The organism is Paramesorhizobium deserti (assembly GCF_001558695.1).
GTDB lineage: Bacteria > Pseudomonadota > Alphaproteobacteria > Rhizobiales > Rhizobiaceae > Paramesorhizobium > Paramesorhizobium deserti.
This window is the reverse complement of the sequence record NZ_LNTU01000040.1, coordinates 83,711-106,958: the sequence shown is the minus strand read 5'-3', so window position 1 is coordinate 106,958 and position 23,248 is coordinate 83,711. Positions and strand designations below refer to the sequence as shown.

Annotated in this window: 21 protein-coding genes; 10 read left to right on the top strand and 11 right to left on the bottom strand. The window is 60.7% G+C overall.

From position 1 onward, the window contains the following. Window positions 1-48 precede the first annotated feature (48 nt). The 4 genes from ATN84_RS24520 to ATN84_RS24505 all read left to right on the top strand — a co-directional run bounded on the left by ATN84_RS24520 (window position 49) and on the right by ATN84_RS24505 (window position 4,157). A complete protein-coding gene (locus ATN84_RS24520) occupies window positions 49-822 on the top strand; it encodes an ABC transporter permease (protein ID WP_068885218.1) in 774 nt (257 codons plus the stop codon). Beyond that, on the top strand, window positions 819-1,619 hold the full coding sequence (locus ATN84_RS24515) for an ABC transporter ATP-binding protein (protein ID WP_068885134.1): 801 nt from the start codon (window positions 819-821) through the stop codon (window positions 1,617-1,619). Before ATN84_RS24520 ends, ATN84_RS24515 begins: the two co-directional genes overlap by 4 nt. Window positions 1,620-1,626: 7 nt before the next feature. Beyond that, window positions 1,627-2,598 (top strand): aliphatic sulfonate ABC transporter substrate-binding protein, encoded by a 972-nt coding sequence (locus tag ATN84_RS24510; RefSeq protein ID WP_068885217.1) that lies wholly within the window; start codon window positions 1,627-1,629, stop codon window positions 2,596-2,598. A 68-nt stretch (window positions 2,599-2,666) separates the two neighbouring features. After that, window positions 2,667-4,157 carry a sulfatase family protein gene (locus ATN84_RS24505; protein ID WP_068885133.1) on the top strand — a complete coding sequence of 497 codons (1,491 nt, stop codon included), beginning with the start codon at window positions 2,667-2,669 and terminating at the stop codon, window positions 4,155-4,157. A 141-nt stretch (window positions 4,158-4,298) separates the two neighbouring features. Here ATN84_RS24505 and ATN84_RS24500 read toward each other — a convergent pair whose 3' ends face one another. Genes ATN84_RS24500 through ATN84_RS24490 form a run of 3 tightly spaced genes read right to left on the bottom strand, consistent with a single transcriptional unit; the run spans window position 4,299 to window position 9,282 of the window. Beyond that, window positions 4,299-7,451 carry an efflux RND transporter permease subunit gene (locus tag ATN84_RS24500; protein ID WP_068885132.1) on the bottom strand — a complete coding sequence of 1,051 codons (3,153 nt, stop codon included), beginning with the start codon at window positions 7,449-7,451 and terminating at the stop codon, window positions 4,299-4,301. Beyond that, window positions 7,448-8,878: an efflux RND transporter periplasmic adaptor subunit gene (locus ATN84_RS24495; protein ID WP_068885131.1), complete on the bottom strand. Its 1,431-nt coding sequence runs from the start codon at window positions 8,876-8,878 to the stop codon at window positions 7,448-7,450. The genes ATN84_RS24500 and ATN84_RS24495 overlap by 4 nt, the downstream gene beginning before the upstream one ends. Further along, window positions 8,875-9,282, bottom strand: a complete 408-nt coding sequence (locus tag ATN84_RS24490; RefSeq protein ID WP_068885130.1) for a FixH family protein — start codon at window positions 9,280-9,282, stop codon at window positions 8,875-8,877. The genes ATN84_RS24495 and ATN84_RS24490 overlap by 4 nt, the downstream gene beginning before the upstream one ends. A gap of 812 nt (window positions 9,283-10,094) precedes the next feature. Between ATN84_RS24490 and ATN84_RS24480 the strand changes: the two genes are divergently transcribed. The 4 genes from ATN84_RS24480 (at window position 10,095) to ATN84_RS27365 (ending at window position 12,664) form a co-directional block, all read left to right on the top strand. Continuing rightward, window positions 10,095-10,592, top strand: coding sequence for a hypothetical protein (locus ATN84_RS24480; protein WP_068885128.1), 498 nt, complete (start codon window positions 10,095-10,097; stop codon window positions 10,590-10,592). A 115-nt stretch (window positions 10,593-10,707) separates the two neighbouring features. Further along, entirely contained in the window at window positions 10,708-11,991 is a 1,284-nt protein-coding gene (locus tag ATN84_RS24475) for a hemolysin family protein (protein WP_068885127.1), read from the top strand. A gap of 36 nt (window positions 11,992-12,027) precedes the next feature. Next, window positions 12,028-12,333 carry a hypothetical protein gene (locus ATN84_RS27370; RefSeq protein ID WP_068885126.1) on the top strand — a complete coding sequence of 102 codons (306 nt, stop codon included), beginning with the start codon at window positions 12,028-12,030 and terminating at the stop codon, window positions 12,331-12,333. A gap of 157 nt (window positions 12,334-12,490) precedes the next feature. Continuing rightward, window positions 12,491-12,664 (top strand): hypothetical protein, encoded by a 174-nt coding sequence (locus ATN84_RS27365; RefSeq protein WP_161939619.1) that lies wholly within the window; start codon window positions 12,491-12,493, stop codon window positions 12,662-12,664. Between the two features lie 3 nt (window positions 12,665-12,667). Here the strand turns inward: ATN84_RS27365 and ATN84_RS24465 are convergent, their stop codons facing one another. From ATN84_RS24465 to ATN84_RS24440, 6 genes are read right to left on the bottom strand one after another with little or no spacing between them, the layout of a single operon-like run. After that, window positions 12,668-13,690: an AbrB family transcriptional regulator gene (locus ATN84_RS24465; RefSeq protein ID WP_201026442.1), complete on the bottom strand. Its 1,023-nt coding sequence runs from the start codon at window positions 13,688-13,690 to the stop codon at window positions 12,668-12,670. 11 nt (window positions 13,691-13,701) lie between these two features. Continuing rightward, on the bottom strand, window positions 13,702-14,445 hold the full coding sequence (locus tag ATN84_RS24460) for an SDR family NAD(P)-dependent oxidoreductase (RefSeq protein ID WP_068885124.1): 744 nt from the start codon (window positions 14,443-14,445) through the stop codon (window positions 13,702-13,704). Then, window positions 14,442-15,818, bottom strand: coding sequence for an MmgE/PrpD family protein (locus ATN84_RS24455; protein ID WP_068885123.1), 1,377 nt, complete (start codon window positions 15,816-15,818; stop codon window positions 14,442-14,444). The genes ATN84_RS24460 and ATN84_RS24455 overlap by 4 nt, the downstream gene beginning before the upstream one ends. Window positions 15,819-15,821: 3 nt before the next feature. Next, the gene (locus ATN84_RS24450; RefSeq protein ID WP_068885122.1) at window positions 15,822-17,336 is read right to left on the bottom strand and encodes a tripartite tricarboxylate transporter permease; all 1,515 of its coding nucleotides are present in this window, start codon (window positions 17,334-17,336) and stop codon (window positions 15,822-15,824) included. A gap of 44 nt (window positions 17,337-17,380) precedes the next feature. After that, window positions 17,381-17,875: a tripartite tricarboxylate transporter TctB family protein gene (locus tag ATN84_RS24445; RefSeq protein ID WP_068885121.1), complete on the bottom strand. Its 495-nt coding sequence runs from the start codon at window positions 17,873-17,875 to the stop codon at window positions 17,381-17,383. Window positions 17,876-17,922: 47 nt separating this feature from the next. Next, a complete protein-coding gene (locus ATN84_RS24440) occupies window positions 17,923-18,867 on the bottom strand; it encodes a Bug family tripartite tricarboxylate transporter substrate binding protein (RefSeq protein WP_068885120.1) in 945 nt (314 codons plus the stop codon). A 335-nt stretch (window positions 18,868-19,202) separates the two neighbouring features. Between ATN84_RS24440 and ATN84_RS24435 the strand changes: the two genes are divergently transcribed. Both ATN84_RS24435 and ATN84_RS24430 read left to right on the top strand, forming a co-directional pair. Further along, window positions 19,203-20,576 carry an MmgE/PrpD family protein gene (locus ATN84_RS24435; RefSeq protein WP_068885119.1) on the top strand — a complete coding sequence of 458 codons (1,374 nt, stop codon included), beginning with the start codon at window positions 19,203-19,205 and terminating at the stop codon, window positions 20,574-20,576. An 80-nt stretch (window positions 20,577-20,656) separates the two neighbouring features. Beyond that, the gene (locus ATN84_RS24430; protein WP_068885118.1) at window positions 20,657-21,358 is read left to right on the top strand and encodes an FCD domain-containing protein; all 702 of its coding nucleotides are present in this window, start codon (window positions 20,657-20,659) and stop codon (window positions 21,356-21,358) included. 11 nt (window positions 21,359-21,369) lie between these two features. Here the strand turns inward: ATN84_RS24430 and ATN84_RS24425 are convergent, their stop codons facing one another. Continuing rightward, window positions 21,370-22,353: a glycerophosphodiester phosphodiesterase family protein gene (locus tag ATN84_RS24425; protein WP_068885117.1), complete on the bottom strand. Its 984-nt coding sequence runs from the start codon at window positions 22,351-22,353 to the stop codon at window positions 21,370-21,372. Between the two features lie 38 nt (window positions 22,354-22,391). After that, window positions 22,392-23,240 (bottom strand): site-specific integrase, encoded by an 849-nt coding sequence (locus ATN84_RS24420; RefSeq protein WP_068885116.1) that lies wholly within the window; start codon window positions 23,238-23,240, stop codon window positions 22,392-22,394. Window positions 23,241-23,248 lie beyond the last annotated feature (8 nt).

The following is a 23,248-nucleotide window of genomic DNA, read 5'->3' as shown; positions in this document are numbered from 1 at the left end:
GTGGCGCCGGCAAAGCTGGCACGCGCGCAATCGAGAGGGCAACGGCCCATGGCGAAAAGCCTGTGGAGATATTTTCCCGATCCGGCATTGCTGGCGCTCAATGGCGGCGCCTTTGCTGTCGGGCTTGCCGGCTGGGCGCTTGTCACCCATTTCGGGGTCGTCGGCCTGCCTGGACCGGGGGAAGTCTTTTCCCGGGCTGTTGATCTCGTCCGCAGCGGCCAGTTGCCGGTCGATATATTCGCAAGCCTGAGGCGCGTTCTGACGGGCTTTCTCCTCGGGGTAGTCCTTGCCATCCCCGTCGGGTTTCTGATGGGGTGGTACAAGGTGGCGCGCGGGCTGATCGAGCCCTACGTCCAGTTCTTTCGCATGATACCGCCGCTCGCCGTCATTCCCCTTGCGATCGTCACCATGGGGATAGACGAGGCGCCGAAGATATTCGTCATCTTTCTGGCTTCGTTCCTGTCGAGCGTGGTCGCGACCTATCAGGGCGTGATCAGCGTCGACAAGACGCTGATCAATGCCGCGCGGGTGCTGGGCGCAAAGGACGGCACCATCTTCTGGCGCGTCATCATACCGGCATCGACACCCTTCATCCTCGTCGGCATCCGGATCGGCCTTGGCTCCTCCTGGGCGACCGTGGTGGCGGCCGAACTGATCGCCGCGCAATCGGGTCTTGGATTCCGCATGCAGCAGGCGCAGCTCTATTACGATCTGCCGACGATCTTCGTCAGCCTCATCGTCATCGGCATTCTCGGTTTGATCATGGATCGCTTCCTGCTTTTTGCCGAGCGCAAACTCACGATATGGCAGGAGCGCGTATGAAGCCGAAGATCTCCTTTCAGGGCGTATCGCGTCAGTTCGACCTCGGACATGGTGAGGCATTTCTTGCCCTCGATCGCCTGTCGCTCGACATAGCCGATGGGGAATTCGTCACCGTCGTCGGCCCGTCCGGCTGCGGCAAATCGACGGCCATGAACATCGCGGCGGGCCTGATGAAACCCAGCGCCGGAGCAGTTCTGGTGGATGGGGTCGAGGTTTCTGGTCCGGGACCGGAGCGCGGCGTCATATTCCAGCAATATGCGCTTTTCCCCTGGCTGACCGTTCAGGAAAATGTCGAGTTCGGGCTGAAGATCGCTGGCGTGGAACGTGCGGAGCGGAAGAGAACCGCGGATCACTTCATCGAGCTGGTGGGCTTGTCGCGCTTCGCCGATGCCCTGCCGAAAATGCTCTCGGGCGGGATGAAGCAGCGCTGCGCGATCGCCCGCGCTTACGCGGTCAACCCAAAAATCCTGCTGATGGACGAGCCTTTCGGTGCGCTGGATGCGCTGACCCGCGTGCAGCTGCAGGACCAGCTTCTGAGCACATGGAGCAGGGAGCGGCGGACGGTCATGTTCATCACCCATGATGTCGATGAGGCCGTCTATCTCGCCAACAGGGTCATCGTCATGGCGGCAAAGCCCGGCAGATTGCATCGGATTATCGACGTCGGCCTGCCTTATCCGCGTAACGAAGCAATCCGGCTGTCACCTGAGTTCGCCGCCATTCGCAACAGCGTCTGGCATGAGGTTTATCACCAGCATGCATCTCAGACAGAACAAAAAGCTTTGGAGGAGAACTGAAATGCGCATCACCAGACGACAATTCGTGGCAGGTACTTCCCTGGCAGCCGCAGGACTTGCATTTGGTGGCGGCGGTGCCCGCGCCGATCAACAGACGGTCCGCATCGGCTATATCGCTGATTTCAACGGCGGCAGTCTCTATGCGATCGCCGAGGACCAGGGCTATTGGGAGCCTGAGGGCCTTGCTCCCGATCTGAAAGTCTTTACCAACGGTCCTCTGCAGATCCAGGCGCTGGGCGCGGGTAGCCTCGATTTCGGCTATATTGGACCGGGCGCGCTGTGGCTGCCTGCGAGCGGCAAGACGAAGGTGGTCGCCATCAACTCGATCGGCTTTGCCGATCGCGTGATCGCGCAGGATGGCATCAACTCCATGGAGGATCTGAAGGGCAAGAAAGTGGGCGTTCCGGAAGGCACCTCCGGGGACATGGTGTTGAGGCTCGCCCTGCAAAAGGCGGGAATGACCGTTGACGATATCCAGCAGATCAAGATGGATCCGAGCACCGTCGTGGCTGCGTTTTCGTCAAAACAGATCGATGCTGCCGGTATCTGGTATCCGCTGATCGGGATCATCAAAAAGAACGTGCCGGATATGAAGGAACTTGCCGGCAGCAAGGATTTCTATCCCGAGCACAGCTTTCCGACCGCCATGGTCGCCCGCAACGAGGTGGTGACGGAACAGCCTGAACTTACCGCCAAATATCTCCGCGTCTTGAAGAAAGCCATGGATTTCCGCGCCAGGAACATGGAGAAATCCATCGAATTGACGGCGACATTGCTTGGCGTTTCGGTTGACGCCGTCAAGGCGGATGCCGCCAACGGCCAATATTTCAGCACCGCCGAGCTTGTCGGTTTCACCAGGGACGGCACGGTCGACAAATGGCTCTCGGGCATGAACGAGCTCTTCACGTCCTTCGGCAAGCTCGACAAGCCACTGCCGCCCAAGGAATTCTATACCGTCGATCTCTTCATTGCCGATTAGTTTCGTATCGCCACCGGCCATGAGGCGACCGGATGGCGATACCTGCCATTATCTGACAGGGACGATCCATGAACATTCTCTATATCGACATAGACAGCCTGCGTCGCGATCACCTCGGTTGTTACGGATACCACCGGAACACATCGCCGGCGATCGACAGCATCGCCGCCGAAGGCATCCGGTTCGAGAATGTCTATGTCTCTGACGTCCCCTGCCATCCTTCGCGCACGGCACTGTGGAGTGGACGTTTCGGAATGAAGACAGGCGTCGTCGGTCATGGGGGAACCGCCTGCGAACCCTTCCACGAAGGTGCGGATCGTATATGGGCGGGGACCTTCTACTATCATGGCTGGATGAAAGCCCTTCGCGATCTCGGCTATCATACCGCCACGGTTAGCAGTTTCGGAGAGCGGCATGGATGCTGGCACTGGTATGCCGGTTTCAACGAGGTGATCAACCCCGGAAAAGTCGGGATGGAGAATGCCGATGAGGTCGTTCCCAAGGCAATCGACTGGCTGCGCCGCAACGGCTCCGACAAAAGCTGGTTCCTGCATGTCAATGTCTGGGATCCGCATACGCCCTATCGCGTGCCCGAGGCTTATGGCGACCCGTTCGCCGATGAACCCGGACCGCAATGGTTGACCGAAGAAGTGCTTGCCAAGGGGGTCGCCGGTTACGGACCGCACAGCCCGCTAGAGCCGACGGGTTTCACCGAGGATGATCAACAGTCGCTTTATCCCCGCGCGCCGACGCCGATCGACAGCATGGAAAAGGCCAAGGCCTGGTTCGACGGATACGATACCGGCATCCGTTATGCGGACGGCTATGTTGACCTCCTGATCGAGGAACTGAAAAGGCAGGGTCTTTTCGACAAGACCATCATCGTCATCGGTGCGGATCACGGTGAGAATATGGGCGAGCTCAATGTCTGGGCCGATCACCAGACGGTGGACCAGTTCACCTGCAACGTGCCGCTGATCATTCGCTGGCCGGGCGCTAACGAGATGCGGGGCGTGAACAGGGGGCTGCACTATCATTTCGACTGGCCGGCCACGCTCATCGAGCGGCTTGGAGGCAAGGTGCCCGACATCTGGGACGGGCGTTCGTTCAATGCAGCGCTGCTGGACGGGAATGATGGAGGGCGAGAGTATCTGATCACCAGCCAGGGCGCCTGGGCGGCACAGCGCGGCGTCAGGTTTAACCGCGATGGCGCGGATTGGCTGATGCTGCGCACCTACCATGACGGATACAAGGATTTCGGGCCGACCACTCTCTTCAATCTGACGGACGATCCGCATGAGCAGGAGAATGTAGCTGGCCGACATCCCGAAATGGTCGCGCATGCAAGCCGCTTGCTGGAGGAGTGGCGTGGCGAGATGATGAAACAGAGCTCGACGAATATCGATCCATTGATGACCGTCATGCGCGAAGGCGGCCCGTTCCACTGCCGGGGCGAACTGCCGGCCTATCTCAAGCGTTTGCGCGCCACCGGACGGGCTCATCATGCCGATGCGCTGGAAAAGCGCCATCCCCGCGAGGCGCACCCCGTTCGCCGGTAAGAGGTATCATCGGCTGGCCGAGGCACTTCCACGGGCCGGACACGACCGTGGAAATGCTCGGTCTTGGATAGACGATATTCAATGAGTCCCATTCCCATACCATGCCGCCGCCCATCATATCGTTCATCATGGCATCCTCCTTTATTCCGCTGCCTTTAGAAGGGTGAACTCGGATTCGGTGGCGGGCGATTGGCTGTCGGAATTCTCTGACAACCGCCAGCCCTTGACCAATCCGTAGATTGCGGGGATCACCGCGAGCGTCAGGATCGTCGATGAGATCATACCACCGATCATCGGCACGGCGATCCGCTGCATGATTTCCGATCCGGTTCCGGTGCTCCAGAGGATCGGCACCAGCCCCGCCATGATCGCAACGACGGTCATCATCTTCGGCCGGACACGCTCGACCGCCCCGACCATGATCGCCTCCCGCAGGTCGGCGCGCGTGAACACCCGCCTTTCCTCCTCGCAGACGGCCCGCTGCTCTCTCAGGGCCTGATCGAGATAGATCAACATGATCACCCCGGTCTCGGCCGCAACGCCTGCAAGGGCGATGAACCCCACGACGACGGCCACCGAGGCATTGAAACCCAGCCACCACATCAGCCAGATGCCGCCAACGAGCGCAAAGGGCAGCGACAGCATGACGATCAGCGTTTCGGTGAGCCGCTTGAAGTTCAGATATAGCAGCAGAAAGATCAGTGCCAGCGTGAGCGGGACGACGATAGCCAGCCGCGCCTTCGCCCGTTCCAGATACTCGTACTGGCCGCTCCAGCCGACCGAATATCCAGCCGGCATCTTCACACTCTTCGCAACCGCTTCCTTCGCTTCAGCAACATATCCGCCAAGATCGCGATTGGCGATATCGACGAAGACATAGACGGCGAGCTGGCCATTCTCCGTTCGAATGGTCGTCGCGCCGCGCGTCAGTTTTATCTCAGCCACTTCACCGAGTGGCACGGTTCCGCCGCCCGGAAGCGCAACCTGGACGTCGCGGGCGATCGATTGCGGATCACTGCGCAAGGCCCGCGGATAACGCACCGCCACGCCGTATCGTTCACGGCCCTCAACCGTAGAGGTGACCACCTCCGAGCCAAGCGCCGTTCCCACTACATCCTGAACGTCGCTGACGCTCAAACCGTAGCGGCCAAGCGCCACCCGGTCTGGAACGATATCGAGGTAGTAGCCTCCGATCACGCGCTCCGCATAGGCACTTGATGTGCCTTGCACGGTTTTGAGGACCGTCTCGATATCGCGAGCGATCCGCTCCATCTCTTTCAGATCAGCGCCGTAGATCTTGACGCCGACTGGCGTGCGGATGCCCGTTGACAGCATGTCGATGCGGGCGCGGATCGGCATCGTCCAGGCATTGGAAACACCGGGAAACTGCAAGGCTGCATCCATCTCCTGTTTCAGGCTGTCGATCGTCACGCCCGGCCGCCATTCGGATTTCGGTTTCAGGGTGATGATCGTCTCGAACATCTCCGTCGGGGCGGGATCGGTGGCGGTCAGTGCACGGCCTGCCTTGCCAAACACCGTCTCGACCTCAGGAAACGACTTGATGATGCGGTCCTGCGTCTGCATCAGTTCGGCCGCCTTGGTCACCGACAGGCCGGGCAACGTCGTCGGCATATACATGAGTGTGCCTTCATTCAGGCTCGGCATGAATTCGCTACCGATATGGCGTGCGGGCCAGACGGTGGCGGCGAGCGCTGCCACAGCAAGCAGTATCGTCACCGTCTTCGTCCTAAGAACGACGGAGATGACCGGCCGGTAAACCCATATCAGAAAACGGTTAAGTGGGTTTTTGTGCTCCGGCACGATCTTGCCGCGGACGAACACGACCATCAGCGCCGGCACGAGCGTGACCGATAGAAGCGCGGCTGCCGCCATGGCGAAGGTCTTGGTGAAGGCAAGCGGCCCGAATAGCCGGCCCTCCTGCGATTCCAGCGTAAAGATCGGCAGGAACGATACGGTGATGATCAGCAGGCTGAAGAACAGAGCCGGACCGACCTCGCTTGCCGCCTTGATCAGCACTTCCGTGCGGGATTTGTCAGGCGGTGCGCACTCCAGGTGCTTGTGAGCGTTCTCGATCATGGCGCCGATGGCAATGGCAATGCCACCGAGGCTCATGATATTGGCCCCAATCCCGAGCGCGCGCATGGCGACAAAGGACATCAGGATACCGATCGGCAGCATGATGATGGCGACAAGCGCACTTCTGACATGGAGGAGAAAGGCAATCGTGACGAGCGCAACGACGATCGACTCCTCGACGAGCGTGCCCTTCAGCGTCTCGATCGCGGCCTCGATCAGTTCGGAACGGTCGTAAACCGGCACGATCTCCGTGCCTGCAGGCAGGCTGTCCTTGACCGCCGCGAGACTACTTTTGGCATTCTCGATCACGGTCAGCGCATTTGCACCGAAACGCTGCAGCACGATGCCGCTTGCGACTTCGCCTTCACCGTTGAGTTCGGTGATGCCGCGCCGCTCGTCGGGAACGACCTCAACCCGCGCGACATCACCGAGACGCAGCGGCGTGCCGCCTTCGGTTATGAGGACGATGTTCTTGATGTCCTTGACGCCCTGCAGATAGCCCTTGCCCCGGACCATGAACTCGAACTCGGAGATCTCGACGGTTCGACCGCCGACATCGCGGTTGCTTGCTCGGACGGCGTTGGCGATCTGCTTCAGCGTCACATTCTGGGCCCTGAGCCGGGCCGGATCGACGACGACTGAATACTGCTTGACGAAGCCGCCGACGCTCGCGACCTCCGCGACCCCTTCTGACTTGGACGCCGCGAACCGCACCACCCAGTCCTGAAGCGAGCGCAGTTCGGCAAGCGACAGTTCCCTGGCCACGAGGGCATACTGGTAGACCCAGCCCACCCCGGTCGCATCAGGGCCGAGGCTCGGCGATACTCCTTGCGGCAGGCGGCTTGCGGCGGCATTCAGATATTCGAGCACGCGGCTCCGCGCCCAATAGGGATCGGTGCCATCTTCAAAGATCACGTAGACGAACGAGACGCCGAAGAAGGAAAAGCCACGCACGACCCTCGATCGTGGCACCGTCAGCATCGACGTGGTCAGCGGATAGGTGACCTGGTCCTCGACCACCTGCGGCGCCTGGCCAGGATAGTCGGTGAAGACGATAACCTGCACATCGGAGAGGTCGGGGATGGCATCGAGGGGAAGCGTGCGAATTGAATAGACGCCCGCCGCGATCGCGAGTGCAGCTCCGACGAAGATCAGCACAAGATTGCGGGCAGACCAGGCAATAAGTTTGGAGATCATGGCTGTCCCTCACTTGCCGTCAGCGTATTGAGCGCAGCGTTGAGGTTGCTTTCGGCGTCGAGCAGGAAGTTCGCGGCGACAACGATCTTCTCACCCACTTCTATTCCCCTGGTGATTTGCGTTCGATCATCACCGCGTACGCCAACAGCGACGTCACGCGGCTCAAAGCGGCCTTCACCCTTGTCGATGAAGACGATCTGGCGGTCACCGGTATCGATGACAGCGCTGTTCGGCACGGCGACAACAGGGCTCGGCTCGCCGGATGCGATCTCGACCTCGGCATACATGTTGGCGAGAAGTAATCCCTCTGGATTGGGAAGCTCGATCCGCACCCTGGCCGTTCGCGTCTGGGCCTGTAGCTCGGGGTAAATCAGGTCGACCGTGCCCTTAAACGCCTTGCCGGGCAGGTTTCGCACCCGGACGGTTGCTTGAGCGCCTTTACGGATGGCGGCGGCATCATATTCCGGGACGTCGGCGATCACCCAAACCCTGGATGTGTCAGCAATCCGGAACAGTACGTTGCCAGCCTCCGCCATCATGCCGGCGGTAGCGCTACGTTCAAGCACGACACCATCACTCGGTGACAGGTAGGTTATGCTCCGGGGCACGTATCGATCCTTGCCGATTGCCTGGATCGTTTCTTCCGACACACCGAGGTTGCGCAACTGCCGGTCGCCACCAGTATCGAGTCCCGGTCTGCTACCTCCGCGCAGTTCCGTGATATACTCGGCTCCTGCTCTGGCGATATCCTTCGAGTAGAAATGGAAGAGGTCATCCCCCTTTTTGACGCGGTCTCCGGTTGTGACGCTGGAAACGTTGTCAATAAACGCATCCACCCGCATGGAAACGACCTGAATCCGCCGTTCGTCGAACGCTACTGTGCCGGGGACAAGTATCTTGCGCTCAATCGCACTACGCTCTGCCACTGCGGTTCGCACACCGATTGTTTGCAGCCTGCCCAACGAAACCTTAACGATACCGCTGTCAGCTTCGTCCCCCTCGTAGACAGGAATGTAATCCATTCCCATCGAGTCCTTCTTCGGCACTTTGGATGTATCGGGCAGCCCCATTGGGTTGCGGTAATAAAGGATTTTCCGCTCGCTTGCGTCCGGGGCAGCGGCTGATTTTCCGGAGACCGTCTCGAACGATACGTCCTCGTTTTGTCGCACCGCCACGAAGGCGCGCCCGTCGGCGGTCTCCTTCGGCGTCATCGAATAAGCCGAGCGGCCATCCGGATCGCGATAATAAATGACAAGCCCTGTGCCCGTCGGCGTCTCGACTTTCGCCGCGACAAGTTCGACACCGATGATGGCGCGGAGCCATGAAAGGTCAGGCAGCGCGATACCACGCTGCCCGGCCCATAGACCTCCAGCCCCCGCCGTCATTATGGCGACGAGGGTGAGGCCAATTCGACCGACGCTGCTCATTCGACGGCCTTGAACTCGAGCTTGTTTTCGAGTGTGTCCGTCTCGCCCTGAACCTTGGCACCAAGCGACAGACGCCAGCCGCCTGCCATGGAAATCTGCGCCTTGAAACGATAGATACCCGGCTCCGTCGACGGCAGAGCCTCAATCGGCGCGGCCATCATCTCCATGCCATCGGGTGCCATGTCCACGCGCTGCGCGAAGATGACCGCGTCCGGGACGACCTGGCCCGACCGCTTGTCGACCAGGCGCACGGCGATCTCGGCCGCGTTGCCCTGCTTGATCTCGTTTCTGACGAGCTGAAACTCATAGTCCTGGATTTGAGCCCAGGCCAGGGTGGAAAGGCCTGTGAAGGTCAGGCCGATCAGCGCTGCGGCAACCGCAGGCCTAAAAGTGAAAAGCGTCATTGTTGATTTTCCTGAATTCATCGTAGGTTCGTGCGAAAGCACGGGATGGCTATGGCGCAAAGCCACGCATTAACGCTCGGCTAAGCCAAGCAGTTACAAGTCCCCAAAGGACACGATGAATTCAGGTTCTCGGCGGCCGATCTGGCGGGTAGCCGGTCGTAGGATCTAGAAATGGATCGCTGTATGGATTTATTTTGGAGCGAGCTTCAATGCGAAGCGTGCCAAACTCCCGCTGGGCAATGCCCGGGAAGCACTTAGCCATGCAAATAGTCGCCAGCGGACAAGATTTTTGACAGTCCGGCACAGACTGTTTCTGATCCAGGCAGCAGGATATGTCGTTCTGCATGGCTGACATATCCATATGCGCCATTGGCTCAATCGCCATCGCTGCCGCATCCGATGGAATCGCCATCGGTGCAGTCAATATGCCCAGGATCGCGAAGATCGAGAGCAGACAGGTGATGAGGGACCGGAGTCTCATGGTCCATAGCCATTGCATACTATGCGTCCCAGCAAAAGAGAAACAATGTCACACCTCCAGTGGACGGTCACAATATGAAGTTAAAGCTTTCGTTTTGACCCAAATTGAAAGATCGCAGAAAAGCAGACCCTGTGGCACACTTAAGGATAGTGCATGGTGAAGGCGACATTCCAATTCTGGATGATCTCGCGAGAGCTTAACGCAGGATTCCGCCCCTTCCGCAAACGACCCATATTGGTGACGACCCGATCGGAGGAACAACGCCCTCTTGCCGTGGTTCGGGGTGTTCGTGGGCGAGCCGGTTACCCCCAATGCGTGTGCAGGGACTGTCATGGAGCACCATCTCAGGCAAATCTTGAGGCTTGTGATTGCCTCGGCCTTTGGCTTGGCGGCGGCGTCCTGCGCCATCCCCGCCGACACGTCGGCGACGATCGGGGAAGACGCCACGGTGCACGAAGCGCGAAGGGGGCTAGTCGGCCTGACCGAAGCCCAGATACGGATGTGCGCCGGCTTTCCGACAGCCACTGTCAATGCCGGAGATGCGGGAAAAATATGGACGTATCAGCAGCGGAATATATCGCGGGGAAGCCTGAACATCTCGGTGCCAACGGTCGGCATCGGTTCGGTCCCCGGCGTGGGTGGTGGCGTTAACGTGGCTCCGGGCGGCTCCTGCAGCACCCAGGTCCGGATGGTTGATGGTCGCGTCGCGGAAGTCGCGTTTTCCGGCGATAACAACACGCCCACCAGTCTGAATTCCCTCTGCGCAAGCATGATCGACGAATGCGTGGTCTATGCCAGGCAATTGCGCGGCAAGGGAAAACGAAGGTAGCCTTCAGCCCGGCGGGTGCAGCCGCTGCTAAATGCGTTGCATTGGGGAGAGAGCTTTTCATCCCGCGGGTTTCACCCTATCCTCGGGTCGTCGCCATCAACCAAACAGGCTGAATTTGCTCCTGGAAATCTCAATCGTCGTCCTGCTTACTATCTTGAATGGTGTGCTGGCAATGTCGGAACTCGCCGTCGTTTCATCGCGGCCGGCCCGCTTGCGGGTTCTTGCCGATCAGGGGAGCAACGGTGCCCGCCTTGCCCTGCTACTGGCCGACAATCCCGGCCGGTTTCTTTCGACGGTTCAGATCGGCATCACCCTTGTCGGGATTCTTGCCGGTGCCTTTTCCGGGGCCACTCTCGGCTCTCGCTTCGCCGGCTGGCTTGCATCACAAGGGCTGTCGCCCGCGCTGTCCAATACGCTCGGCGTCGGCTCCGTCGTCGTCGCCATCACCTATCTTTCACTGATCGTCGGCGAACTGGTGCCAAAGCAGATCGCGCTGCGCAATCCGGAAGGTATCGCGAGCAAGGTGTCTCCCGCCATGGTCTTTCTATCGAAACTGGCTGCGCCCCTGGTCTGGCTGCTCGATGCCTCCGGCAATCTGGTTCTCAGGCTTCTCGGTCAGTCGGGAAAGACGAATGAGGGCGTTACCGACGAGGAGATCAAGGCGGTTCTTGCCGAGGCGCAGAGCGCGGGTGTCATCGAGAGAGAGGAATCGGCGATGATTTCCGGCGTGATGCGGCTTGCCGACCGTACCGCCAGGGCGCTGATGACGCCGCGCAGGGACGTCGAGGTGATTGATCTCGAAGACAGCTTCGACGAGATCCGCGCTCAGTTGCACGGGACAAGCCATCAACGCCTTCCGGTCAGGAAGGGAAGTGACGACGAGGTGATCGGCATTCTCTTCGTCAAGGATTTCTATAATGCCGTGTCGACCGGCGGGCGTGTCGACATCAGCAGTCTGGTCCGGGAGCCTTCGGTGGTCTCGGATCTGGCGATGGCCAACAGTGTGATCGAAGCCATCCGCAGGTCGCCCACGCGTATGGTGCTGGTCTTCGACGAATACGGGCATTTTGAGGGGATCATCACCCCGGGTGATATTCTGGAAGCCATCATGGGTGTGTTTCGGGGAGGGGAAACCGAAGAGCGGGCGATGATCCGCCGTCAGGATGGCTCGTATCTGGTCGCTGGCTGGATGCCGATCGACGAATTCGCCGAAGTCATGCGTTTTCCCCTCGACGACGATATCGATTACCAGACCCTCGCGGGACTCGTTCTCGAAGAGCTGAAGCGCCTCCCCGAACTGGGGGAAAGCTTCAGCAAGAATGGCTGGCGATTCGAAGTCGTGGATCTCGATGGTCGCCGCATCGACAAGCTGCTCCTGACGAAGGAAGAGGCGCGATAGAGCGTTTGCAGTCAGGTAGACACACCTGACGTCCGCATGAAGGCGGCAAAACAAACAGATAAGGCCGCCGCCCCGCCGGCGGCCGCCTGCATCAATATCCATTTATTTTTTTGCCTGCGGGCTCATCTCGAATTCATGTATCGATCGGACATAAGACTTGGGCTCTTCCAGGAGTATGAGCCCATGAACTTACATTCTCATACCAATGTGCCGCGATCCGGCGGCGTCTCCGAGATGGTTCCGGTATTCTGGGTATTCCAGGATTATGATTCCGGTTGGCGGGTCCGTAGGGAGGGAGATTTTCACGATATCGCCTGTCCTTCGCGCCGGCAGGCATTCTGACAGCCAGGGTATCGGGCGCCGCCGAGGGCGCCTATAGGCTCTATCTCCAGCTCGCCGACGGCCGGTTCACCTTGGAACTGCTGAATACGGCGGGCTACCGCGCGAACGAGGCCAAGAAAGGCGTCGCGGCGTGCTTCGTCCGGCGGCGGTGAGACCTATGCGCGAGAACCCGAATTCCGTTACCGGATCGCCGGAGATGATCTCCTCCCGAAAGGGAGGTGCGAAGAGCCTGGTGATCGAACTCGTCTTCCTCTTCGTGCTTTTTGCGATTGCCGCGGCCTTCGCAGTGCTTCCGACTGTCTTCAGCCTGTGGCGGCACCTGCCGGGATGATGTTCATGCAATCGGCGGATCGCTGTTGCGGCCGCCGGCACGGATGATCATCGGCGCGGCGGTGTTGGTCAGCAGGGAACGCAGGAGCTGAAACCCGAGAACCAGGGGAACATCGGCGCCAACGGCCTTGGCCGCGGCCAGCATTTCAGCAAGCCCTCCGGGCGCAAGCGCCAGGGAAAGTGACGTCATGTCGACGTCATAGACCCAGTGAAGGAGCGGTCCGACAGTCACCAGCATTCCGGTGAAGAGCGCAAGCGTGCTAAACATGGCCGCAAGGAGGACGGCCGGCATGCGCGCGAAGCTGTCGAACGGCAGGCGTGCGCCAAGCGAAGCGCCGATGAGGATCTGGGCCGCAATGACGACAAACGGCGGAAGGGCCGCGAGCTCGATCCCGAAGAGAACGAATACGGCGCCGACGACCACCGGCAGCACGATCCAGGGGTTCAGAAGTCCGACACGGCTCATCATCCAGGCGAGGCCAAGGCTGATTGTCAGGCAGGCCAATGTCGCCCAGGCCGATCCGTCTCCGGGGACGAGCGGTTGTCTGCCTGCGCCGACGAGCGCCGGCAGCGTAAGGACGATCAGCGTTACCCGTGCCGTATGGGCCAGGGCCACGACGTCAGCGCGCGCTTTCCTGTCCTGGGCGAGGCCCGCCATTTCCGCTAGTCCCGCGGGCAGGACGGAAAGCATCGCCGTCAGCCTGTCGACGCCTGCAATGCGGGCGAACGGCCGCGCCAGCAGAAACGCGAAGCCATTGGCGAAGATGGCGGCGAGAACCATCGCCGGCAGCGCATTCGCCATCTGGCCGAGAAGGGCGGGCGTGAGAATGGACGCCGTGGCGCATCCAAGCACCAGCTGGCCGAGACGCCTGATATTGGGAGAAAGACCCGGGCCGCCGGTGGCGTTCGTCCACAATGCGGCGGCAATCAGGGATCCGAGAACCCAGCCGATCGGTATGCCTGTCCAGTTGAACAGCGCACCGCCCGCCGCAGCCGCGAAAAGCGCCAGGATCTGGGAAAACCACAATCTGCTTCTTCTCATGGCAGGAAAGCGCCGCCATTCACATGCAGGCTTTGTCCCGTCACATAGCGGTTTGCCGGTGAGCAGAAGAAGGCGACGGCTTCGGCAACGTCCTCCGCCGTACCTCGCCTGCCAAGCAGGTTGGCGCGGTGGGCGTGGTGCGCCGGCGCGCCACTGGTGCCACCCTTGCGCGCCGTGTCGATCAGCCCCGGCACGACGCAATTCACCGTAATGCCCTTGTCCGCGAGATCGTGGGCCATCGCTTTGCCAAGGCCGACAAGCCCGGCCTTGGCCGCAACGACATGCGCCCGGTTGGCCGCGCCCGTATGGCCCGTGAGGCCGCCGATGTGGACGATGGCGGCACGCCCGCTTTGCGAAAGTGGCGCCACGGCTGCCTGGGAGACCAAAAACGGCGCGTCAAGCGCAAGCGCCATGACCCGCCGCCATTCCGCGAGCGTGATCTCCTCGAACGGGGCCTCGGGGCGAATGGCGGCGTTGTTCACCAGGATATCCAGGCCGCCGAATATGGCGACGGCCTCTTCGACTAGGGCGCGGCAGGTCGGGGGAGCTGTCAGATCGGCACTGACGACGTGAACCCGCCGGCCGACGGCACGTATTTCCGCGACGGTCTCTTCAGCCGCGGATTTGTCCCGGCCGACATGGACGACGACATCCGAGCCGTCCCGCGCCAGTCTGACGGCGATCGCACGTCCGATATTGCGTGAGGCTCCGGTGACGAGTGCTACGGTCCGCGCGCTCATGCTATTCCCAATCCTGCGATGTCACTGTAGTCGCCTTCGCCTGCCGCAATGCCATCGCAGATCGACAACAGCCGGTCGCTCTCGGCGCAGTTTCCGAAGGCAAGATTGGCGGCGAACTTGGCGTTGATCTCGGCCCGGGTGAGAGGATGTGCCGCACCACCGCGCATATAATTCTGCTCATGCTCGACGATCCCGCCATCCTCATAGGTAATGCGCACATGGCCGGTGAAGGCCTTGGGATAGGGATTGGCGGGATCGATTTCAAATCCGACTTTGCCTGCGATATCCGTGAGTGCGGGGTCGGCGATCGTCGCTTCGGTGTAGTCGCCGAGATCGGCACGGCCACGCGCGAGACCGAGCGCCACGCCGAAGGGCACGGAGAATTTGGCGGCGTAGGCGGTGGGCGGCAGGCGTTTCAAAGGCAGCGGCTCCCACAGGCGATGGACGATGCCCTCCGCCGTCTTGCAGGTGATCGATCGGATGCCCTCGAGCGGGGCGCCGCTCCGGCGCAGGGCGATGGCGCAGTCGATGTAGGGCTGGATCATGGTTCCACAGGGGTATGGCTTGAACGTGATCGTATCGCTGACGAAGCGTGTGCCCAGGTCTTCGAACAGGTGGTCGATAGCCGGTTTCACGGAGGGTGCAAAGGCCGTGAAAGCACCGTGCGTTCCCTCGAACACCTGGCGGGGGCCGATGAAACCGGCGCGCGCGAGGCTGTAGGCGCGCAAAGCCGATTGTGCCGACCAACCCGGATGCATCCGTTTCGTCCAGCTGCCGTCACCGAGATATTCGATGATACCGGAAGCCATGCTTCCGGCGATGCCGAGCGCATTCACGGTGATGTTCTCGCTGGCCCTGCAGGCGACACAGATGCCGAAGGTCGCCGCGAAGGTGCCGAGAACCGCAGTGGGGTGGAAGCCCGCCTTATGCACGGCTTTCGGCACGGTCAGAGCCAGACGGCAGAGGAGCTCGCATCCGGCGGAGATACCCAGCATGGTGCTGGCATTATCCAGCTTCCAGGTTTCCGCGGCGGCCAGCAGCGCGGGCACGATCACCACGCCGGAATGGACCGGGCCGCCTTCGAAGGTGTCGTCGAAGTCCTCGCCATGCGCGGCCGTGCCATTGACGAGGGCCGCGCCCTGGGCGGAGGCGGTGAAGGCATGGCCGATCACCGTATGGTGGCCGGGTTCGACGGCTTGCCGCGTTGCATTCACATAATCCGTGTTGCGGGCGGCAATGCACAGGCCGACGATATCGACGAGGATATCACGTGCCTTCTCGCGGGTCGCGGAGGGGAGCGCACCGGGCTCCAGTTCCGTCGCCCAATCGGCCAGGCGCTCCGATACGGAGCGGGTTTGGATGGTATCAAGCATGGATCAGCCGCCTATCTGTTCAGCCTCGGCCGTTTTTGGCGAGGGTTTGAAGAAGGAAATGCCGCGCTGAATGATGGAGCCGCCGATGAACAGCGCCGCGACCGTCAAGAGCACGATCGAAACCCAGTCGCCTACGAAGATCGACATGTCATTGCCCGACAGGACCAGCGACCGGCGGAAGTTGCTTTCCACCAGGAAGCCGAGCACAAGCCCCAGCACGGTCGGAAGGAACGGGAAGCGCAGAAACCGCATGAAGAAGCCGAAGGCGCCGGCAAAGAGCATGAAAGCTACATCGGTCAATCCCTCATGAATCGTGTAGATACCGGACAGGATCAGCGCCAGAATGAAGGCATTCAGGAAGGCGCGGGGCCGATTGACCATCCAGACGCAGATCGGAAGAATGGCAATGCCGACAGCGACCATGCCGAAGATCGCTACGAGTATACCGGCGTAAAGGCCGTGAATGACATCCGCCGACTTCTCGAAGAGCATGGGGCCGGGCTGCAGGCCGTGTATCAGGAAACCACCGAGAAGGATCGCGGTGGAATTCGAGCCCGGGATGCCGAAGGAAAGAAGAGGCACAAGCGCGGTTTCCGCCACGGTATTGTTGGCCGTTTCCGGAGCGGCGATGCCCTCGGGCGATCCTTTGCCGAACTCTTCCTTGTTCTTCGACCAGCGCCGGGCCTCGTTATAGGCCATGAACGAAGCGATCGTTCCGCCTGCGCCGGGCATGACGCCTTCGAAGGCTCCGATGGTGCCTCCTATCGCCTGGGGCTTGATCAGGCGCCGGGCAAGCCTGAGGCCGGGAAATTCGATCCGGGGGCGGGAGGTGATGCGGTCGATGTCATCGCGCGTTCCCGCCTGCGCCAAAAGTTCGCTCAAGGCAAAAAGTCCGACCATGACCAGAACCGGTTCGATACCGCCTAGAAGATCGGAATTTCCAAAGGTGAAGCGGTTCGACCCGGTCACGGGGTCGGTTCCGATCGTCGCGATCATGAGTCCAAAGAGAGCGGCAATCAGCCCTTTGAGCATGGAGTCGCCCGATAAGGTCGCAATGACGCTGAGGCCGAGGATGCCGAGGGCGAAATAGGCGGGCGGTGAGAAGGCGAGCGCCAGATTTGCCAGGGGCTCTGACAGCATGATCAATAACAGCAGGCCGAATATCGAGCCGAGAAAGCCGGAATAAAGCGAGATGCCGAGCGCCAGTCCAGCCTTGCCCTGACGGTTCATGGCATATCCGTCGAGCACCGTTGCCGCGGCAGCATTCGTCCCCGGTGTGCGGATCAGGATCGCGGGGACGGAGCCGCCATACTCGGCCCCGATATAGGTCGCCGCCAGCATGACGATCGCGTCGACCGGTTGCATGGCATAGGTGAAGGGCAGCAGCAAAGCCATGGTGATGGAGGGAGAGATACCTGGCAGGGCACCTCCCAGAATGCCGCAGGTGACGCCAATGAAGGCCGCAAGGATCAACGAAAGATCAAGCAGATGCGGCAGCGTATCCAAGAGAGATTCCATTATATGCTCCAGGATGGCGAAGGTTCATCCGCTCGTGATCGAGCTCAAAAACCCAGCGAGGAGAAGATGCCTTGCGGCATGCGCACGTCCAAAAGTCCGACGAAAATGAACCACATCATCGCGGCGCCCCCGGCGGCGATGACCAGGAGGAGAAGATCCGGTCGTGCACCCATGTAGACGGCCACGGCCGCAATGAGCAGCGCCAGGGTCAGCGGGTAGCCGAGGATGTTTACAGCGAACAAAAAAGCGATAGCAATCGCAAACAGACCGGCCGCCTGAAGGATCTTTCGTCCCTGGCCAGCCCATTCCTTTTCGCTTAGGACAGCACGAGCTTCCGGACTTAGCCGGGCCACCTCGATGGCCGAGTGAACGAGAAGAAGCAGGCCGAGCCCGGTAACCAGCCAACCATAAATGACCGGCATGCCGCGAGGGCCGAAGCCATCCGCAAGTGCGCTGACCCGGATGTGCAGGGCGAGATACAGATAAACCGCCCCGATGATGGTCGTGGCGATGCCGCCGACGATATTGCGCGTGATCATTGCATCTCCTCCGGGGCGCTGATTGTTGCGCCCACCGTTTTTCAGGGTCATTGCGTGACGCCGGCAGAGCGCAGGAAGTCACTCGTCTGATCCGCAAAACCGTTGATGAAATTGCGGTATTGGGACTGGGGCATGAAATCGGGCCGAAGGCTGTTCGTCTCGTACCAGGTCTTGAACTCCGGCTTGGCAAGGACTTGCGGAATCGCTGCCTCCCAGGCCGCGATCACATCGGCCGGCAGGTCCTTCGGTCCCGCAATGCCCCGGAACTTGCGAACCGCCACGTCATAGCCAAGCTCCTTGACCGTCGGTATGTCGGGATAGTCCGCCACACGCTCCGCGGTCAGCGCGGCGAGAATGCGGACCTGGCCCGCTTCGACCTGAGACTTCAGCTCCTGCATTTCACCGACACCGATGTCGAGCGTGCCATTGAGCACGTTGATCATCATGTCGCCGCCGCCTTCGTGGGTGACCACGGCAGCGTTGACGCCCGATGCCGTCTTCAACATTTCCATGGATTGCCGTTCCAGCGATGCCGGATTGGCCGCTCCCCAGGTGCCGCGGCTTTCGCGCGCCTTGGTCATCGCATCTTCGAGGGTCTTGAACGGACCCTTCGCGCTGGTGAAGATCATCTCGGGATCCTCGAACACATTCACGACCGGGTCGAGATCCTTGTAGCTATATTCGGGATCGGACAGCAGGGACGTGTAGATGAAGGTCGGCGTTGTTCCGTAGAGAATGGATCCGTCCTTCGGAGCCTTTGCGATGTGTGCCATGGCCGTTGCGCCGGAGCCGCCGGTAATGTTCTCGACCACGACATTCACGCCGAGGACCGGCGATAAGGCCTTTGCCAGTTCGCGCAGGAATACGTCGCCCCCCGCACCAGGGCTCGAATGCGTGACCAGCGTGACCGACTTCACCGGATAGTCCTGCGCAACCGCAGTGCCACCGAACGATATGGCAATAGCTGTCGCAGTCAGACAATTCTTCAGCATTTCCTTCCTCCCTTGGATTTGACGGCGACCCCATGCCCCTCGTAGTCGCCGTTCTCTCCATTTAACAGCCCTGAAATTTAAATTGTCAACACTTTTATCGTTCCAAATTGTGTTAGCAAAAATCGGATTGATTCTTGACGGTGGTATCCTAGGCGATATTCCCGAAAAAACAAGCAATTATGCGTACTAAAAGTTGAAATCGGATAAGACGCATCGATCGTATCTATTCTCTTGTGTCAACAATATAGGAATTTTTTGGTTGATAGCAGCTTTAATGCAAATTATTGTCAACACATTCACCGGCATCCAAACGCCGATCGCAATAGGAGAAAGCAATGAATTTACACAGCCGCAATGCCCCGTCACAGACGACGGCGGTGACGGCCGAACTGTGCCAATGGATTGTCGGGCTGAAGGGGAGTGACATTCCCGCGGAGGTCCGCCGCGAAGGCTTGCGGACGTTCGTCAACTGGGTCGGGTGTGCCGTTGGCGGAGCCCGCCATGAAACGGTCGATCGGGCGCTTGCGGCCGTTCTGCCGTTTTCGGGTCCAGCCTCTTCGACGGTCCTTGGTCGCGGCGAGCGTCTCGATGCGCTGCATGCAGCGCTGATCAACGGCATATCGTCCCACGTGCTCGACTATGACGACACGCATCTGAAGACGATCATCCATCCTGCCGGGCCGGTTGCCTCGGCACTTGTCGCCCTTTCGGAACACCGTACCATCCGCGGATACGATCTTCTGACAGCGCTGATCATCGGTGTGGAAGTGGAATGTCGCATCGGCAACGCCGTCTATCCCGCGCATTACGACCGCGGCTGGCACATTACCGGGACGACAGGCGTGTTCGGCGCTGCCGTCGCCGTCGGTAAGATCCTGGGCCTCGATGAACGGCAGATGGCATGGGCGATCGGCCTTGCCGCAACGCAGTCGGCAGGCTTGCGTGAAATGTTCGGAACCATGACGAAGAGCTTTCATCCGGGACGCGCGGCGCAGAACGGCATGTTCGCCGCTCTTTTGGCCGAAGCGGGGTACGACAGCTCGTTGCGGGCTCTGGAAGCGCCGCGCGGATTTGCCAATGTCATGTCCGACAAGCAGGACTACGCCGAAATCCTCGATGATCTCGGTACACGGTGGGAAGCCGCGTTGAACAGCTATAAGCCCTTCGCCTGTGGGATCGTGATTCATCCGACGATCGACGGTTGTCTGCAGATCGGCGAAGAGATCGGCGATCGGGTGCATGAGATCGAAAAAGTCGAGCTCACGACCCATCCGCTGGTGCTCGAGCTCACCGGCAAGCGCGGTCCGAAGACGGGCCTGGAGGGCAAGTTCAGCGTCTATCATTCCGCTGCCAGCGCTCTCCTGCGCGGCGATGGCGCGCCTACCGCCTTTACGGACGAGGTGGTGAACCTTCCGGAAATCGTCGCGCTTCGCGACCGCGTCGTTGCTGTTGCTGATGCGAACTGTCACGAGGCCTCCGTCGATATCAAGGTGACCTTCAGCGACGGTTCGACGCTCAAAAAGCATGTGGAGCGGGCGATCGGCAGCCGTGAACGGCCGCTTTCCGATGAAGAACTGGACCGCAAATTCCGGGTGCAATCCGCTCTTGTGATTGGCGAAGCGCGGACCGAGGCGCTGTTGCAAACGAGTTGGCGGCTTGAAAGTCTGGCTGAATCGTGTGAAGTCGCGAGAGCGTCGGCGGTCAGATAATGAAGCGGGAGGCCGGTGAGCGCCCGTCGCCATCCGGCCTCCAATACGCACGGGAAGGGCGCGCATTGTCGGAGTCAGGGATGACGACAGAATTGGACACTGCGACCGCTGCCGTTCAGGAGGAAGCGGGTCGGCAGTCTACACGGTCTTTGACCGCGCATCTGGAGCGCGAGTTGGAGCGGTTGATCCTCGCGGGCGAGATCGCGCCGGGAGAGCGCCTGAACGAAATCCACCTGTCGAACCGTTTCGGCACCAGCCGGGGACCGCTCCGTGAAGCGATGCGCGGCCTCGAAGCGCGCGGTTTCGTCACCATGGTGCGAAATCGCGGCATGTTCGTGCGCGCGATCTCCACTGCGGAAGCCCTGGAGATCTACGATGTCCGCGCCGCGATCTTCGGCCTTGCCGGACGTCTACTGACGGAGAAGGTGACAGACCGGATGCTCGAGAAGCTTTCAGCCCGGCTCGATACGATGGACGGACTGGCGGCGGCGCGCGACTTTGACGGCTACTATCATGCCAATCTGGAGTTCCATGAATATCTGATGTCGGCCACCGGGAACAGCGTCCTGATGCGGGAATACAAAACCCTGGTGGACAAGCTGCATCTTTGCCGGGTCCGCAGCCTTGTCCAGGCAGGGGGGCTGGCGGTTTCCAACCGCGAGCATCGTGAAATGGTCGATTCGATTGCTTCCGGCGACAAATACCGGGCGCAGGAAGCCTTTTTCCGTCACGTGGAACGCGCCAAGGCACGCTTCCGCTCGGCAGCCGGCGATGATGGCTGATAGGCGCCGGTCTACCGGGGCTTCGACTTCAGCGCATCGGCTGCCATTTCGATCTCGTTGGTCCAGATGCCGCCGGAATAGCCGACAGGAAGCTGCTTGATCTCTTCCGGGGTGTCGATGCCGGTGGAGAATGCGCCTCCGCCATAAGGGCCGAGAAGGAAGACCGTGCTGCCAGCGGCTTCCATACGGTTGAGGAAGCGATCCGGCCAGCCCCACAGCCATGGCGCAACATTGATCGGAACGAGAACCGCCATGTTGCGGCAGGTTTCCGGCACGATCCCGGTCCAGCCATAGGCGATATAGCGGATGAGGCAGGCTTTGAGCGAACCGCGAGAGACGGTTTTCACCTCGGGCAATTCGCTTTTGAGCCGGGTCACCGGCTCGTCGCCGCCATAGACCATGAGCTGCGCCCGCCGGTTCGCCGGGAGAGCTTTCAGCGCGGCGGCAAGCTTCGCACCCTCTTCGGGATCGCGGCTCTTGACGTTGATGAGGAAACGACGGTTGGGAAATGCGTTCAGCACGTCGTCGAGTGATGGCATCAGCCCAATGCCCTTGCCCCGGAACGGAAAGGTCTTGCCGCCGTCCGCCGTATAGCCATGGCCGATATCGAGCTTCTTCAACTCGGCCATCGAATGCTCGCGGGTCACGCCTGTTCCGTCGGTGCGGCAATCGACCGTCCAGTCATGGAAGACCGCGAACTTGCCATCGGTCGTGGGATGGACGTCGATCTCGACGATATCGGCGCCTGCTTCGAAACTCGCGCGCATTGAAGGGATCGTATTTTCCAGAAATGCGTGCGTCGGTGGGAAAATCCGTTCCGCTGTGCAGGTGTCGTTCTCGAGAGCAGTCGTATCGAAGCGTTGGGCGATGCCGCGATGCGCGAGCAGAATGGGGTCGCCGGCCGATCTGGAGGCAAGCAGGCTCGTATTGGTTAGATAGACGAAAGCCGCGAGGAGCAAGAGGAGGACGAGCAGAGGGCGCCAGATTCTTCGCATGGGTTCGATTGCTTTATCTGTGTGGTAGGGCTGTCTGGCTATGGCCGGCTCGGCCTGGCGGGAGCGCCCCGCTTGCCGCCGCGCAGCGACTGGCCGGCGAATCTGGCTATCCGGGCCTCTTCGGGAAGATCGGCGCGAATGCCGGCGGCAAGCGCCGTCTGCTTGACCAGACGGGCGACATGCCGGTCGTTGAGCCGCTCAGTGCCGATCGTCTTGCCGTCGCGCAGGATGCGGCGGAAAAGCGGTCCGCGGGATATCCTGGAAAAGTGCATCCACTTCTCCAGCGCCACGACTGGGCAGGAGCGTTCCGATGGGCCGCGTCCGATTTCCACCGTGTGCGAGCCATTCTTGGCATTGAGGGTCACAAGCACACCTTTTTCCTGAATTTCGATCCAGCCAGTACCGTCGGTGCTGTCGCCTTGGCGGATATCGAGGCCGGTGATTTCAGAACGACGCAAATTGCCGGCAAAACCGATCAGTAGAATGGCGCGGTCACGCAGCCCCCGAAGATCGTAGCCAAGGGTACCGATCAAGGCCAGAATATCCTCGGCGCTCACCGTCTCCTTGGTGGCTGACGGACGGCGATGGCGGCGGATCTCAACTATGGCTTCGGCAATATGGCTGTCCCTGCGGTCGAAGGCGAAGCCACGTTGGGCAAAATTCCAGGCAAGCCCCGCCAGCCGGCGCTCGATGGTGGAGATCGAAAGCGCCGCCGCGCCATCATCTTCGGCGGGAGAGGCCTGGGCGATGAGGTAGAGGCTGATCCGCTCAGCATCCGGCGGCAGCGGTTCCAGCCCTCGACGTCTGCACCAGGCGGCATAATGGCGCCAGTCCCGGATATAGGCGGCGTTGGTATTGGCGGTGTGGGAAGGCTTTTCTGCCGACATTCGCAAGG

Coding starts and splice junctions, on each gene's coding strand:
- ATN84_RS24520 (WP_068885218.1), top strand. CDS start 49: ATGGCGAAAAGCCTGTGGAGATATTTTCCCGATCCGGCATTGCTGGCG.
- ATN84_RS24515 (WP_068885134.1), top strand. CDS start 819: ATGAAGCCGAAGATCTCCTTTCAGGGCGTATCGCGTCAGTTCGACCTC.
- ATN84_RS24505 (WP_068885133.1), top strand. CDS start 2,667: ATGAACATTCTCTATATCGACATAGACAGCCTGCGTCGCGATCACCTC.
- ATN84_RS24500 (WP_068885132.1), bottom strand. CDS start 7,451: ATGATCTCCAAACTTATTGCCTGGTCTGCCCGCAATCTTGTGCTGATC.
- ATN84_RS24495 (WP_068885131.1), bottom strand. CDS start 8,878: ATGAGCAGCGTCGGTCGAATTGGCCTCACCCTCGTCGCCATAATGACG.
- ATN84_RS24490 (WP_068885130.1), bottom strand. CDS start 9,282: ATGACGCTTTTCACTTTTAGGCCTGCGGTTGCCGCAGCGCTGATCGGC.
- ATN84_RS24480 (WP_068885128.1), top strand. CDS start 10,095: ATGGAGCACCATCTCAGGCAAATCTTGAGGCTTGTGATTGCCTCGGCC.
- ATN84_RS27370 (WP_068885126.1), top strand. CDS start 12,028: ATGAAGGCGGCAAAACAAACAGATAAGGCCGCCGCCCCGCCGGCGGCC.
- ATN84_RS27365 (WP_161939619.1), top strand. CDS start 12,491: ATGCGCGAGAACCCGAATTCCGTTACCGGATCGCCGGAGATGATCTCC.
- ATN84_RS24460 (WP_068885124.1), bottom strand. CDS start 14,445: ATGAGCGCGCGGACCGTAGCACTCGTCACCGGAGCCTCACGCAATATC.
- ATN84_RS24455 (WP_068885123.1), bottom strand. CDS start 15,818: ATGCTTGATACCATCCAAACCCGCTCCGTATCGGAGCGCCTGGCCGAT.
- ATN84_RS24450 (WP_068885122.1), bottom strand. CDS start 17,336: ATGGAATCTCTCTTGGATACGCTGCCGCATCTGCTTGATCTTTCGTTG.
- ATN84_RS24445 (WP_068885121.1), bottom strand. CDS start 17,875: ATGATCACGCGCAATATCGTCGGCGGCATCGCCACGACCATCATCGGG.
- ATN84_RS24440 (WP_068885120.1), bottom strand. CDS start 18,867: ATGCTGAAGAATTGTCTGACTGCGACAGCTATTGCCATATCGTTCGGT.
- ATN84_RS24435 (WP_068885119.1), top strand. CDS start 19,203: ATGAATTTACACAGCCGCAATGCCCCGTCACAGACGACGGCGGTGACG.
- ATN84_RS24430 (WP_068885118.1), top strand. CDS start 20,657: ATGACGACAGAATTGGACACTGCGACCGCTGCCGTTCAGGAGGAAGCG.
- ATN84_RS24425 (WP_068885117.1), bottom strand. CDS start 22,353: ATGCGAAGAATCTGGCGCCCTCTGCTCGTCCTCCTCTTGCTCCTCGCG.
- ATN84_RS24420 (WP_068885116.1), bottom strand. CDS start 23,240: ATGTCGGCAGAAAAGCCTTCCCACACCGCCAATACCAACGCCGCCTAT.